General features: G+C 65.5%; 13 protein-coding genes. 5 read left to right on the top strand and 8 right to left on the bottom strand.

Going from position 1 to position 13,025, the window contains the following annotated elements:
• Positions 1–11 precede the first annotated feature (11 nt).
• Complete coding sequence (gene deoC / locus H290_RS0102450; RefSeq protein ID WP_020105169.1) at positions 12–704, bottom strand: deoxyribose-phosphate aldolase; 693 nt, start codon at positions 702–704, stop codon at positions 12–14.
• 27 nt (positions 705–731) lie between these two features.
• On the opposite strand from deoC, the gene purU reads away from it, so the two are divergent.
• Positions 732–1,619 carry a formyltetrahydrofolate deformylase gene (gene purU, locus H290_RS0102445; RefSeq protein ID WP_020105168.1) on the top strand — a complete coding sequence of 296 codons (888 nt, stop codon included), beginning with the start codon at positions 732–734 and terminating at the stop codon, positions 1,617–1,619.
• Positions 1,620–1,642: 23 nt separating this feature from the next.
• Here the strand turns inward: purU and H290_RS27590 are convergent, their stop codons facing one another.
• The 5 genes from H290_RS27590 to H290_RS0102420 all read right to left on the bottom strand — a co-directional run bounded on the left by H290_RS27590 (position 1,643) and on the right by H290_RS0102420 (position 5,632).
• Positions 1,643–2,743 (bottom strand): LmeA family phospholipid-binding protein, encoded by a 1,101-nt coding sequence (locus H290_RS27590; RefSeq protein ID WP_020105167.1) that lies wholly within the window; start codon positions 2,741–2,743, stop codon positions 1,643–1,645.
• A 47-nt stretch (positions 2,744–2,790) separates the two neighbouring features.
• Positions 2,791–3,621 carry a carbon-nitrogen hydrolase family protein gene (locus H290_RS0102435; protein WP_020105166.1) on the bottom strand — a complete coding sequence of 277 codons (831 nt, stop codon included), beginning with the start codon at positions 3,619–3,621 and terminating at the stop codon, positions 2,791–2,793.
• A gap of 159 nt (positions 3,622–3,780) precedes the next feature.
• Positions 3,781–4,533, bottom strand: a complete 753-nt coding sequence (locus H290_RS0102430; RefSeq protein WP_028462673.1) for a hypothetical protein — start codon at positions 4,531–4,533, stop codon at positions 3,781–3,783.
• 19 nt (positions 4,534–4,552) lie between these two features.
• A complete protein-coding gene (locus H290_RS0102425) occupies positions 4,553–5,062 on the bottom strand; it encodes a DUF2505 domain-containing protein (RefSeq protein WP_020105164.1) in 510 nt (169 codons plus the stop codon).
• A 69-nt stretch (positions 5,063–5,131) separates the two neighbouring features.
• Positions 5,132–5,632 carry a DUF2505 domain-containing protein gene (locus H290_RS0102420; protein ID WP_020105163.1) on the bottom strand — a complete coding sequence of 167 codons (501 nt, stop codon included), beginning with the start codon at positions 5,630–5,632 and terminating at the stop codon, positions 5,132–5,134.
• Here H290_RS0102420 and H290_RS0102415 point away from each other — a divergent pair.
• Together H290_RS0102415 and H290_RS0102410 are read left to right on the top strand one after the other, a co-directional pair.
• Positions 5,631–6,716, top strand: a complete 1,086-nt coding sequence (locus H290_RS0102415; protein ID WP_020105162.1) for a UDP-N-acetylmuramate dehydrogenase — start codon at positions 5,631–5,633, stop codon at positions 6,714–6,716. The genes H290_RS0102420 and H290_RS0102415 overlap by 2 nt on opposite strands.
• Positions 6,717–6,794: 78 nt before the next feature.
• Positions 6,795–8,108, top strand: a complete 1,314-nt coding sequence (locus H290_RS0102410) for an Ig-like domain-containing protein (RefSeq protein WP_020105161.1) — start codon at positions 6,795–6,797, stop codon at positions 8,106–8,108.
• 86 nt (positions 8,109–8,194) lie between these two features.
• Here the strand turns inward: H290_RS0102410 and H290_RS27585 are convergent, their stop codons facing one another.
• Together H290_RS27585 and H290_RS0102400 are read right to left on the bottom strand one after the other, a co-directional pair.
• Entirely contained in the window at positions 8,195–9,784 is a 1,590-nt protein-coding gene (locus tag H290_RS27585) for a DUF6777 domain-containing protein (RefSeq protein ID WP_036517676.1), read from the bottom strand.
• A 142-nt stretch (positions 9,785–9,926) separates the two neighbouring features.
• A complete protein-coding gene (locus H290_RS0102400; protein ID WP_020105159.1) occupies positions 9,927–10,694 on the bottom strand; it encodes an SDR family NAD(P)-dependent oxidoreductase in 768 nt (255 codons plus the stop codon).
• Between the two features lie 43 nt (positions 10,695–10,737).
• Between H290_RS0102400 and H290_RS0102395 the strand changes: the two genes are divergently transcribed.
• Both H290_RS0102395 and H290_RS0102390 read left to right on the top strand, forming a co-directional pair.
• A complete protein-coding gene (locus tag H290_RS0102395; protein WP_155976656.1) occupies positions 10,738–11,886 on the top strand; it encodes an ROK family protein in 1,149 nt (382 codons plus the stop codon).
• Positions 11,887–11,921: 35 nt separating this feature from the next.
• The gene (locus tag H290_RS0102390) at positions 11,922–12,749 is read left to right on the top strand and encodes a transglutaminase family protein (protein ID WP_028462670.1); all 828 of its coding nucleotides are present in this window, start codon (positions 11,922–11,924) and stop codon (positions 12,747–12,749) included.
• The last annotated feature ends 276 nt before the right edge of the window (positions 12,750–13,025 follow it).

Raw genomic sequence — 13,025 nt, 5'->3', positions numbered from 1 at the left:
CCAGCCCTACCTCAGGCTTCCGGGAAGCCATCCAGGACGGCCCGCGACCCGGACAACCCGAGCCGGGTGGCGCCGGCCGCGATCAGTTCGGCGGCGAACTCCGCTGTCCGGATACCGCCGCTGGCCTTGACTCCGACGGAGGCGGGCACCGCCGACGACATCAGTTGCACGGCTTCGACACTCGCACCACCGGCCGGATGGAAGCCCGTTGAGGTCTTGACCATCGTCGCGCCGGCTTTGACAGCGACTTTGCAGACCGATGTCACCGTCTCCGGACCGGCGAGCGCGAGGAGTGCGGCGGACTCGATGATCACCTTCAGGGTGACGTCGGGGCCGATACCTTCGCGCACCGTCAAGATGTCGGCGAACACCTCGTCGAATTTGCCGTCGACCGCCGCTCCGACGTCGATCACCATGTCGATCTCCTGCGCGCCGGAGTCGACAGCCAGCTTGGCCTCGGTCGCCTTGATCAGAGAATGGTGCTTGCCCGACGGGAAGCCGACGACAACACAGGTGAGAGCGTCGCCGGTGTCGATGGGGAGCATCGACGGAGACAGGCAGACCGCGAGCACGCCCAATTCGGCGGCCTCGGCGACGGTGGCCTCGGCGTCGGCGCGGGTCGCCTCGGGCTTGAGGAGCGTGTGGTCGACCATGGCAGCGACGACTGATCGGGCGAGTTGTGTACCGGTCGGGGTGTCGGGCATGGATCGAGCTTGGCACACTGAACAGTTGTGACCACATTCTCGCCGCCAAATCCGGACGGCCATCGGTACGTGCTGACGCTCGGATGCACCGACACCACTGGAATCGTCTCGCGAATCTCGGGCTTTTTGGCCGAGGTCGGCGCCTGGATCGTCGAGGCCGCGTATCACTCCGATCCCGACACGGGCTGGTTCTTCACCCGCCAGGCCGTCCGGGCCGATTCGGTGGCGCTGAGCGTCGAAGAGCTACGCGCCCGTTTCGAAGCGGAAGTGGTGGCAGAGCTCGGCCCGGAAACCGAATGGCGCGTCAGTGATTCGGCCGTACCCAAGAAGACTGTTCTCCTGGTGAGCAGGGAAGGTCATTGCCTCGGCGACCTGCTGGGCCGGTCGTATAGGGGAGAGCTGCCTGCGGAGATCAACGCCGTGATCGGTAACCACCGCGACCTCGAAGACTTCAGCACCCGCATGGGTGTGCCGTTCCATCACATCCCGTTCGACAAGGACAAGGCGGGTGCATTCGAAGAGCTCCGTACCCTGGTCGACTCCCACAATCCCGATGCCGTCGTGCTGGCGCGGTTCATGCAGATCCTGCCCGAAGCCCTGTGCGACCACTGGGCGGGCAAGGCGATCAACATTCACCACAGCTTCCTGCCGTCGTTCATCGGTGCCAGGCCCTACCACCAGGCCTTCACCCGGGGCGTCAAGCTCATCGGTGCCACCTGCCACTACGTCACCGGCGAGCTCGATGCCGGGCCGATCATCGAACAGGATGTGATCCGCATCGACCACTCGGACTCGGTGGCCGACATGGTGCGCCAGGGCCGCGACATCGAGAAGCTGGTGCTCGCTCGCGGGCTCCGGTGGCATCTCGAGGACCGGGTTCTGGTGCACGGTCGCAAGACTGTGGTCTTCAGCTGACGCCGTGAGCGCCGGTCCCCGGGTCAGATGACTGAGCAGGTTTCCTGGTTGCCCGACTCAGTGGTGGGACCGACGGTCTGCTCGTTCAGCGCGAGATCGTTGCCCGAGACCGCGAACTCCACACCCTTGTCGGAGACGGTCAGCTGCTCGAAGGTCAGGTCGTCGAACAGCGGCGGGAACAGTCCGGCGCTGATCTGATCGACCAGTGCCTGTGCCCACGAGTTGGGGATTCCCAGCGTCGCGGCGCTGGCATCGACGACCTCAAACGTGAGTTTTCCGTTTTCGGTGACGGGCTTGAGCTCGGCCTCGGCCGGGATGGGCAGCATGAGCAACTGGAAGTTGCCCTTGACGGTGATCGTGCCGGCGGCGGCGTCGCCGGTGACACTCTCCACGGTCATCCCGCCACCCATGGCGCCGAGCAGGCCGGCCAGACCGCCTCCGTTGCCGGGGTCGGACGGTTCTGTGGCCTTCCCCTGCGGCGTCTGACTGAGTTCCATGATGCGGGCGAAGGGCACATAACCGGAGCCCCGGAGTTCAGCGATGGTGGTCTCGTTGTCCCCGTTCTTGATGTCGTCGGCGCGGGCGTGCAATCGCATCGCGGACTCGCCCTCATTGCTCGTGTCGACCTGGACGTAGGGGACCGTTCCGGAAGCCCACTGCAGCAGCATCGGCTTCTTGCTCAACGTGACCGAGGTCGAGGCGCCGGTGAGGTCGCCGAAAGACTCCTCGAGGCAGTTCTGGGCTTTGTTGCGGATGTACAACTCGCTGCCGAGACCGGCGATCACCAGTACCAGGACAAGACTCAACGCGAGGAAGCCGGCGATCACGCCGGTCCGCCGTTTGGGGCGCTCCGGCGTGATCGGGCCGCGTGCGGGATCCGGTGGGGGACCAGCGGTGTACGGCTCGAAGCCGTCCGGCGGCAGTTCGAGCTGCGCGGTGTCCTGGCGGCCGTACGAATAGGCCTCAGGGATGGGCCCGTGCGCGACCGGTGGGAACTGATCGGTAGCTGGGTTGAACTCGTCACCGGATGCATTGTCAGACACGGCAGGCGTCTGCGCACCCTCAGACCGGGCCGGCGTGTGCGGCCCGTCCTGGGTCGAGTCGGAATCGTCGCGATTATTCATCACCGTCGATGATGCCCGGTCGTTGCGGCCGAGTGGATAAGAGTTTTCTAAGACTCCGCATCGGCGCTGGTGGAGGCCAGGGAATTGATGTCGCGGCGGTTGGGCAGTACCGCGATCGCACGACGTGCCCGGTCGACTTCGTCGAAGTCGAGGTCGAACACCGCCAGCTCAGGGGTTTCGCCGAGTTCGACGTGGACCGATCCGAAAGGGCCGGCCAGGATCGAGTGGCCGATGCCGGTCGGGGCGTTCGATTCGGCAACCGCGGGGTCGGACGGCACTGCTTGACCCACCGCCGCGACAAAGCATCCGCTGTCGAGCGCGCGGGCCGCGGCGAGGGTCTGCCACTGCGTCAGTTTCCCCGGACCGGCTCCCCACGACGTCGGGACGACGATCAGGGTCGCACCGCGATCGGCGAGCGTGGTGAACAGTTGCGGGAAGCGGATGTCGTAACACGTTGCGGTCCCGACGGTGACGGCGCCGGATTCGAACGTGACGGTCCGGTCGCCGGGTTCCACGGTGCGTGATTCGGCAAAACCGAAGGCGTCGTACAGATGGATCTTGTTGTACCCCTGGATCTGACCGTTCGGGCCGGCGATCACCAGGGTGTTGCGGACCCGATCGCCGTCGCCCGGCGTGAACATCCCCGCCACCACGGTGACCTGATGTTCGGCGGCGATCTGTCCGACCGCGGTGGCCCAGGGACCATCGAGTGGTTGCGCGACGGGGCCGAGAGGAACACCGAACCGGCACATCGTGGCTTCCGGGAAGATGACCAGGTCTGCGCCCCGCGCTGCCGCAGCGGCTGTCTGCTCCGCAACCGTCACCAGATTCTTCTCCGGGGCCGATCCACTGCTGATCTGGGCCATGGCGATACGCATGCAATCCACCCTACGACCGTCGAGCGTGCTCATCCGACCGTTGAGCGTGCCTAATGGGCCGTTGAGTGTGCCCAACGAACCGTTCACCGTGCCGAAAATGCCTTCTGGCCTGCAACTTCGGCACGCTCGACGGTTTTTGAGGCACGGTCGGCGGAGGGGTCAGGTGGCCGGGGCGACCTGTTCCCAGGGGACGGTCAGGATGTTGTCGCGTTGACGGCGACGATCGGGGGTCGGTGCAAAACCGAAGCCCGACAGCAACTCCAGCGTGTGTTGCCAGCGCTGGCGGGGTCCGAACGGCGCCAGCGGTGCCGCGATGTCCCAGCAGCGATCCAGGCCTGCCAGGAGATCGTGGACTCGTTCACCGGGCACGTTGCGGTGGATGAGCGCCTTCGGAAGGCGTTCGGCGAGGTCGGACGGACGGGCACTGTGCGCCGGATCCCAGGCCAGCGTGAAGGTCAGTGGGCGGTGTGCGTCGAGCAGGATCCAGCAGCACCGGCGGCCGATCTCGTCGCACGTGCCTTCGACGATGAAACCGCCCGGTGCGAGTTGGCGCTGCATCCGTGACCAGGCCGCATCGACCTGTGACTCGTCGTACTGGCGGAGCACGTTGAAGGCCCGAACCAGGTGTGGTCGCAGGCCGGCCAATTCGAAACCTCCGACAGCAAAGCGCACCCCCTCCCGCGGCGGTACCACCCGGGCGGGATCGATTTCGAGTCCGACGAGCTGGGTGGCGGGGACCACGGCGCGGAGCCGCGATGCCAGTTCCAGTGCGGTGTCCGGGCGGGCGCCGTAGCCGAGGTCGACGGCGAGCGGCTGTTGCGCCGATTCCAGTGCGGCAACAATCGGCTCGTGGTGCACGATCCAGCGGTCGATCCGCCGGAGCCGGTTGATCCCGGTCGTGCCCCGGGTGATCGTCCCGTCCGGCCGGTGGTCAGAGGTTGGCGTCGATCCATCCCGACGTGAATTCCGCTTCGCCGCGGAACAGGTCAACGAGGTTGACCAGCATCAACTGCTCGAGTTTGCCGTTGATGAACGGGATGTAGACCTTGACCTCGGTGGTCCGGCGGATGGTGCAGCCGGTCTCGGTCGGGAACAGCTCCTGCACACCGGTCAGGCTGCCGGGGCCGGCCGGGATCGATGCCCCGTACGTGCCCTTGGTGCTGTCCGGGTCGAACGGGCCCAGCGATTCGGTGCGGGTGATGATCATGTCTTTGGTCATCACGGTCTGCGCGATGGGCGGCAGCTCTGTGCGCGGAAGGACCTGCTTGAGGACCACATCGACTCCGTTGTCACCGACGGTGTAGGAATCGATCTCCGACTGCGGGGTGAGCTTCCGGAACTCGTCCATCTGCGCATCCCAGAACTCCCGAAGGCTCAGCGCCTCGTACACCTTCTTCGGGGCATGGTGGTATCGGGCGGAGTAGGACAGACGTCGTGCCATGCGGAAAAGGGTAACCCGTGGGAATGCGGCTCCCCGTTCCGCCCGTCGATCGAGGCGGTCAGAAGGTGATCAGCGCGCGTTGATCCATTCGACGGTGTAGTCGCGCTCGGCCGTCACCAGATCGATGATGTTCTCGACGATCGCCTTCTCGACCTTGCCCCCGACGAAGGGGATCGCCACCTCGGCGGAGCCCTCGAACGTCACCGTGCTGCCGGTTGCCGTCGCGGCGAGGATCTGAGTGCCGTTCACCTTGGCGGGTGCACCTTCGACCTGCGCGGCGAACTCACCGGTCGAGACGGTGCCGCCGGCGGTCGACCAGATCATCGTCCGAGCGATGCGCAGATCACCGGGCCGGACCTTGGTCACGATCGAGGGCAGCTTGTCCTCGGGGACCCGTTGTTGCAGGACAACGGTGACCTTGTCGTCGGTGGCGGTGAAGGATTCGAGCTCCGAGATGTCAGCGGCGACGTTCGCGACCAGGTCTTTCCAATACTGCTCCGAGGTGACCGCCGCAGCGAAGTCGGCCGGGGGACATGGAAAGTCGATCGAATGCTGCAGCTTGGTCGCCATGAGTGCAGGTTACCGTTGCGGGGTGGCCGCACAAACACATGACCGCCCCCAACTGTCCGAACTGACCACTTTGCGCGTCGGCGGTCCCGCCCTCGACATCGTGAACTGCGACGACGCCGAGTCGTTGATCGAGACCATCGGGCGCCTCGATGCCGCGGGGACGGCGGTGCTGCTCGTGGGCGGCGGATCGAACCTGGTGATCGGCGACGACGGATTCGACGGAACCGTGGTCCGGATCAACAACACCGGACTCGATTGGCGATCCGATCACGTCGTCGCCGATGCCGGCGTGAACTGGGATGCGCTGGTGGCCGAAAGCGTCGCGCGCGGATTCGGGGGACTCGAGTGCCTGTCCGGGATCCCCGGTGCTGCCGGGGCGACACCGGTTCAGAACGTCGGGGCCTACGGCGTCGAGGTGGGTTCCCTGTTGCGGTCGGTACAGGTGCTGGACCGCCGAAACGGTGCACTCAACTGGATTGATCCGGGTGATCTGGACCTGGGATACCGCACCAGCAGACTCAAACACCGCAGCGACGAACTGGTCGTCCGGCTCTCGCTTCGGCTGCGCGACGACGGTCTGAGTGAGCCGATCCGCTACGGCGAACTGGCTCGGGCCCTCGGCATCGAGGACGGGGAGCGAGCGCCGGTGGCGCAGGTCCGCGAGACGGTGCTGGCGTTGCGGGCGAGCAAGGGCATGGTCCTCGACCCCGACGACCACGACACCTGGAGCGTCGGGTCGTTCTTCACGAATCCGATTGTCCCACATGAGTATCTGCCGAAAGTCCTGACGCAGATCGTTCAGGAACTGGGCGACGAGGCCACCACCGTCCCGCAGTTCCCGGCGGAGTCCGGTGTGAAGCTCTCGGCCGGCTGGCTGATCGAGCGTGCTGGCTTCGCGCGGGGCTACCCCGATGCCGATGCCCGCGCACGTCTGTCGACCAAACACACGTTGGCGCTGACGAATCGGGGCCAGGCCACCTGTGCCGACGTGATCGACCTGGCCCGAGCGGTTCGTGAAGGTGTGCATCGCAAGTTCGGGCTGTGGCTCGAACCGGAACCGATCCTGGTCGGCTGCTCTTTGTAGTTCTTATCGCGTCGTTGTCGTCGCAGGTCAGGGGTCCGGCGTCCGGCGGAACCCGACACCACAGGTAGGGTTTGGCGCATGACTGATTACCGTGACCGTTGGCTGCTGTCGAGGCGCGCGGCACTCACGGCGATTGCCGTCGGCGCGGCTGGGGTGACCGCAGCAGCCTGCAGTTCCGACAGCGATTCCCCCGGCAGTGCCGAGGAAAGCAAGGCGCCCGACGAGCCAAAAGCCGACATTGCGTACAGCCCGGCCCTGGACACAACCGATGCCTCACCGATCGACGAGGTGTCGGTCAAGGTCACCGGTGGCGTGCTCAATCCCGATGTGCAACTGACCAATGCGAACGGCCGGGTCGTGACCGGCGAGCTGTCGCCCGACCGCACCACGTTCAAGATCACCGAACCTCTCGGTTACGGCGGCCAGTACACCTGGGCGGGTTCGGCAATGGGCGAGGACCGCAAGCCCGTGCAGATCGCCGGCACCTTCGGCACACTCACCCCGGACAACCAGATCAGTCTGGTGATCAACATCGCCGACGGTCAGGAAGTCGGTATCGCCGCGCCGTTGATCCTCAAGTTCGATGGTGTCGTGACCGACAAGAAGGCCGTCGAAGAGGCCTTGAAGGTCACCACCACACCGGAAACCGAAGGCAGCTGGGCCTGGCTGGGTGAAGACGGCGGTTCCCGTGTGCACTGGCGCACCAAGGACTACTACCAACCGGGCACCCAGGTGTCGATGGTCGGGAAACTCTATGGCGTGAACTACGGCGACGGCAGCTACGGCGAAGCCGACGTGACAAGCGATTTCGTCATCGGTCGCAACCAGATCGTCAAGGCCGACGCCGACTCGCATCAGATCGTTGTGCAGAACGACGGCAACACGTTGATGACGTTGCCGTGCAGCTACGGCGAAGGCGACCTCGACCGAAACGTCACGCGCTCCGGTATCCATGTCGTCAGCGAAAAGCACGAGCAGTTCTACATGAGCAACCCGGCCGCCGGATATTTCAATGTCCTCGAACGCTTTGCCGTCCGGATCTCCAACAATGGTGAGTTCATCCACGCCAACCCCGAAACCATTGGCGTGCAAGGATCTTCGAACGTCACCAATGGTTGCATCAACCTCTCGCTCAGTGACGCCGAGCGGTACTTCAACACCGCGATGTACGGCGACCCGGTGGAGGTCATCAACACCCGGATCCCACTGTCGGAGGCCGACGGTGACATCTACGACTGGATCTACGACTGGGAAACCTGGACATCGATGTCGGCGATCGCCGGTGACCCAGAGGTGAAGTCGGCGCCGGCCACACCGGAAAACGCCCCCGACGTCTCGGGCATCCCGAGCACTCCGGTGAACTCAGGAGCACCGCAAGCGCCGGTCGGCTGAGTCCGGCCGGACACCGGCATGAGGGCCACATGACAGTGCCCCGGAGCCCGAGCTCCGGGGCACTGCCATCTGTCTTCGGTGTGTCGTCAGCCGGCCGCCGGTGCCGATGACGCGGTGGTGGGTTCACTCGTGACCGTGGTCGGCTTGCTGGTCGGCGCAGCCGTCGCAGTCGATGTCGGAGGCGCCGCGGTGGCGGTCGGGATGAGGGTCCACACCGCCGATGTGATCGTCGCCGTCTCCGGCTTGGGGAGCGCCGGATCTGTGATGTCGGTCAGTTTGACCGTCCAGACCCCGAACGTGTCGGTTGCGGTGGTGATCGAGGTCTGTCCGAGCGAAGTCGTCGAGACCGTCCGCTTCACACCATCGCTACAAATGAGTTCGACCGTGGTCTGCGTCGGATCGGGGACCGTGCAGGTGACCGATGTGTTGTCGGCGGTGAAGGTGAAGCGCGAGACGATGTCACCGCTGCCGGTGAACACCGTCGGTGTCGGGGCGGCACTGCTGCTCGGCGCCGGTGCGGCGCTGGACGACGGGGCAGCCGGAGCTCCGGAGACCGCGGGAACAGCCGGATCCGACGACACCGGAGATGCGGGGTCGGCTGATTCGCCGGATGACTCGGCTTGCGGTGCTGCCGAATCGATCGCCGCCGACACGGATGTCACTGCCGCCGCTCGGCGCTGGACTTCCGGAGCGGGCGCTCCATCCGCCTGGATTCCGTTGGCCTCCTGCAGAACCGGATCATCGGTCGTGAACGGCGCGTTCAAGGCTGCCGGTGTGGGCAGCGGTTCCGTCAGTGGCGGAAGACCCTCGAGATTCAAGATGCCACCGACCGTGCGGATCAGTGGCTGCAAGGTGTTGAGGTCGATAAGCGTCAGGGCTGCCGGAGCAGGTGCCGGATTGGGTGCTGCCACAACGGTTGTGGTGTTGTTGACGATCGTGGTGTGCTCGTTGTAGTAGGTCACGTACACAACCTGGCTGGGGCCGTAGTGGTCCCACGGATGGCCGACGGGGCGGTACCCGGCGATCGGTGTACTCGCCGGTGGCGCAAGCGGATTGCCGCAGGCGCAGCGCACACGCGGGACACCGTAGGCGTCGACGAGCACCGCGGTACCCGCCTGGAACACCGACTGGAATGCGTATGCCCCGTCCGCTGAGTAGCTGTGGTTGGTGACCCAGGTGTCACGGGTCAGGACAACCGGGGTGAGGGTGTCTAGGTAGTACGGGATCTGTGCGGTGTCGATCCCGAACACGCTCGCCCAGGCACGGGCCTTGGCGGGGTTGTTCGCCAGAAAGTTGGCCAGCGCGGCGGTGTCACAGACTGCGTCACCATCGGAGGCATACAACCCGCTTGTGGTGCCGTCGATGCCCTCGACGCCACGAACGGTGACCGCGCCCTGCGGGGCGAGGGCGGCCGCGTCGCCCAGCGGCCGGTTGCTGACCGCCACCGACGGGGAGAACGGATCGGTGCCGCTGCTGCCTGCCGCCTCCAGTACCAGGTCGGGGGCCGTCGTCGCCTCGACCTTGCTGCCGGAGTTGGTGAGCATGTACGCCGCGCCGACCCCCAAGAAAGTCAGTAACAGTGCAGCGACCACTGCAAGGACGATGACTATCTGTTTTCGATCATTGGGTGGAGACGGGATCGGTCCGGGCGGGGCAGCGTTATAGGGGTAGCTCACTCGCGTCTCCAACGTCGGGTGCGGACCTCGGCCCGCCGTCTGAGGGGCAGGTGTACCCGCTCATGGATTATGTCTGAAGGTCGCGCGATGTGTGCGGTCTGTTACCGGACCCCGAGAGGTTCATGCGAACGTACCAAGACGATCAGCCTGTCTTGACGTTTCGGCGTGCGGTGGCCTGGTCGCGGGGCATCAGCAGGATTGTGTCGAGGTTGACGTGCGGCGGCCGGCTCGCGACAAAACCGATCACCTCGGCGACGTCCTGGGCGACAAGTGGTGTCAGGCCTTCGTAGACCTTTCCGGCCTTCTCCGCGTCGCCGTCGAAACGAACAAGGGAGAACTCGGTCTCGACCATGCCGGGCTGGATTTCGGTCAGTCGCACCGGCTTGCCGAGGAGTTCGGGCCGCAACGTGCGGTGCAGGACTGCCTGGGCATGTTTTGCCGTCGTGTACCCGGACCCGTTGTCGTAGGCCTCGATCGCGGCGATCGAGCTGATGGTGACGATCAGACCGTCGCCGGAGTCGATCAGTTTCGGCAGCAGTGCCTTGGTCACCCGCAGGGTCCCGAGGACGTTGGTCTCCCACATCCAGCGCCAGTCGTCGAGGTCGGCGTCTGCGACGGGGGCGATCCCCTTTGCGCCGCCGGCATTGTTGATCAGGACGTCCACCGCGGGGATCTGTTCACAGAACTTCTGCACGGATTCTTCATCGGTGACGTCGAGCGAGATCGCAGTTCCGTCGATCTCGCCCGCCAGCTTTTCGAGGCGGTCGACGCGACGGGCGCCGACGACGACGTGATAACCCTGCGCAGCAAGAACTCTGGCGGTGGCCTCGCCGATACCCGAACTGGCCCCGGTTACAACGGCGACCTTGCGATCACCAGGATTGGACGCGGTGGTGGCTGCAATTGTCATGGTGTGCAGTCTAGGTGCGGGGAGGACCGGTAGTTTTTTCAGCATGCGGTCTGATGAAGCGGGAGGCGGAGCGCGACCAGCCATCCGGGTGCGGGAATCGAGGACCGTGTCGTTCGAACGGGGCGACGGTGCGGCCGCGGTGGTTTTTCGGGCGGTCCGTACGCAGGGGCCTGTCACGCGGGACCGATTGCCGGCGGCAACGGGCCTGTCCCCGGCGACGGTCAATCGGCAACTGCAGGCACTCGACAGGCTGGGACTCGTTCGCGAACGTCCGGATCTCGTTGCGGGCGGGGCCATCGGACGCCCGAAGATCCCGCTGACCCTCGATCGGGATCGGTTCTGTGTGATCGCCGTGCACATCGGTGCGCTCTCGACCCTGCTGATGGTCGCGGACCTCGGTGGCCGGCCGCTGCAGACCGTGGCGATGTCGACGCCGGTCGGTCCGGCCCCGGAAGCGCTCGGGCTGATCGCGCGCCGGGCGGCGCTGGTCGCCGACTCGTTCACACAGCGGGTACCGCTGTGGGCCGGCGCCGCAGTCGGCGGCACGGTTCATGAGGACGGCAGTGTCGATCACGCTCAACTCGGTTGGCGTCGGGCTCCGGTCGGAGCGGCGCTGGAGGACGAACTGGGTCTGCCGGTGTCGGTCAGCCCACATGTGCAGGCGATGGCCGCGGCCGAACTACTCCTGGCCGGCGCCGGCAACACCACCGGTACCGACTTGCTCTTCTACGTCCGTGAGACGGTCGGCCTGGCCACGACCATCGACGGCAGGGTCCAGGAGCGGCCCGGCAACATCGGTCACATCCCGGTGCACGCACCGCTGTTGACGGGGCGGCCGCAATCGATATTGCAGGACGTCGTCGGCCGCAAGGCGTTCGACGACGCTGTGGCCGCCGGGCGCGATGCCGGCGACCTGCATGATGAAAGAGCCAGGGTGCTCGGGGAGATGGTGGCGCTGGTGCGCGATCTGATCAATCCGGATCGGGTGGTCCTGGCCGGTCACGTATTTGCCGAGCATCGCCACGGTCTGGCCCCGGTGCAGGCGGCATTCGACGCGGCCAGCGGCCTGCCGCCGCTGGAATTGTCGCCGCCGCGATTCGGTGCGCGGGTCCAGGAAGGTGCAGCCGTGGTGGTATCGCTCGGCGCGCTCTACGCTGACCCCATCGGTGCCTTGCAGAACTTCAGTGCCTGACTCGGCAGACCTTCGGGAAGGGATCATCCATATCCATGTCAGGTGACTTCAGGCAAACCGCTCAACGCGATGTAACGGCCGTACTCGATGTGGTGGTGAACAAGTCCGCCGAGATCGAACTGCAGATCGCTGTGTCCCGGCTCGGTGGGGCGCAGGTGACCGAGACCTTGTCGGTTCGGTTGAATGGCAACCCGATCATCCCGGAAGAGATCGTGACGGCCAGCGGTAGTCGTATCCACTGGTTGCAGGCGGAACCGGGTGACCTCTACATCCAGTACTCGGCGAGCATCAATACACCGGCCGAACCGGCGCAGGTGGCTGCGTTCGACCGCTCCCTCTATCTCCGTCCGAGTCGATATGCGGAGGCCGACAAGTTCTTTGGCTTCGCGGCGGGCCAATTCGACACGAGTATGCCGCCGGCAGACCAGTTGGTTGCCGTCACAGATTTTGTCCGACAGCGACTTGCGTACATCTTCGGGGCGAGCGACCCCATCGACGGTGCCGTCGACACCTTGCTGTCGGGGGCCGGGGTGTGCCGGGACTTTGCGCATCTGGTGGTTGCGCTCTTGCGTGCCTTGGGAATTCCGGCCCGGCTGGTGTCGGTGTACGCCCCGGGGCTGTACCCGATGGACTTCCACGCGGTGGCCGAGGCGTTGATCGACGGCCGGTGGGTGATTGTCGATGCCACCGGGCTCGCGCCACGTCAATCGCTGGTCCGGATCGCCTCCGGCCGGGACGCCGCCGATACGGCGTTCCTCGACAGTCATTTCGGCGACATCGTCCTTCGTAGCTATGAAGTGGGTGCAGTCGTGTCCGGTTACCTGCCGATCGACGATCCGACGTTGCAGGTTCAGTTGCGGTAGGAGCGGTTCACAGACTGTGGCGACGGGCAGGTGAGCGCCAGGGTCGGGGGTTCGTGCATCGCGTCAGTGCGGCGGACTTCGTTGTGGGCATCGGGGTCTCCGGTGCCGGCGTGGCGGCCGAACAGGTCGACGTGAAGCTTCTCGCGCGGCGTGGTTGGTAGTTCATACCGAAACTGTGCAATCCGGTGCTTGGTATCCGCTTGGAACGCGCTTGGGAGTCGAACTCCCAGGCGCGATTCCACGACCGGCTCGATGGCTGAAAGGTATTGCAGTGCA

This window comes from Nocardia sp. 348MFTsu5.1, assembly GCF_000383535.1.
In the GTDB taxonomy this organism is placed as follows: Bacteria; Actinomycetota; Actinomycetes; order Mycobacteriales; family Mycobacteriaceae; genus Williamsia; species Williamsia faeni.
This window is presented reverse-complemented; position numbering and strand designations above follow the sequence as displayed.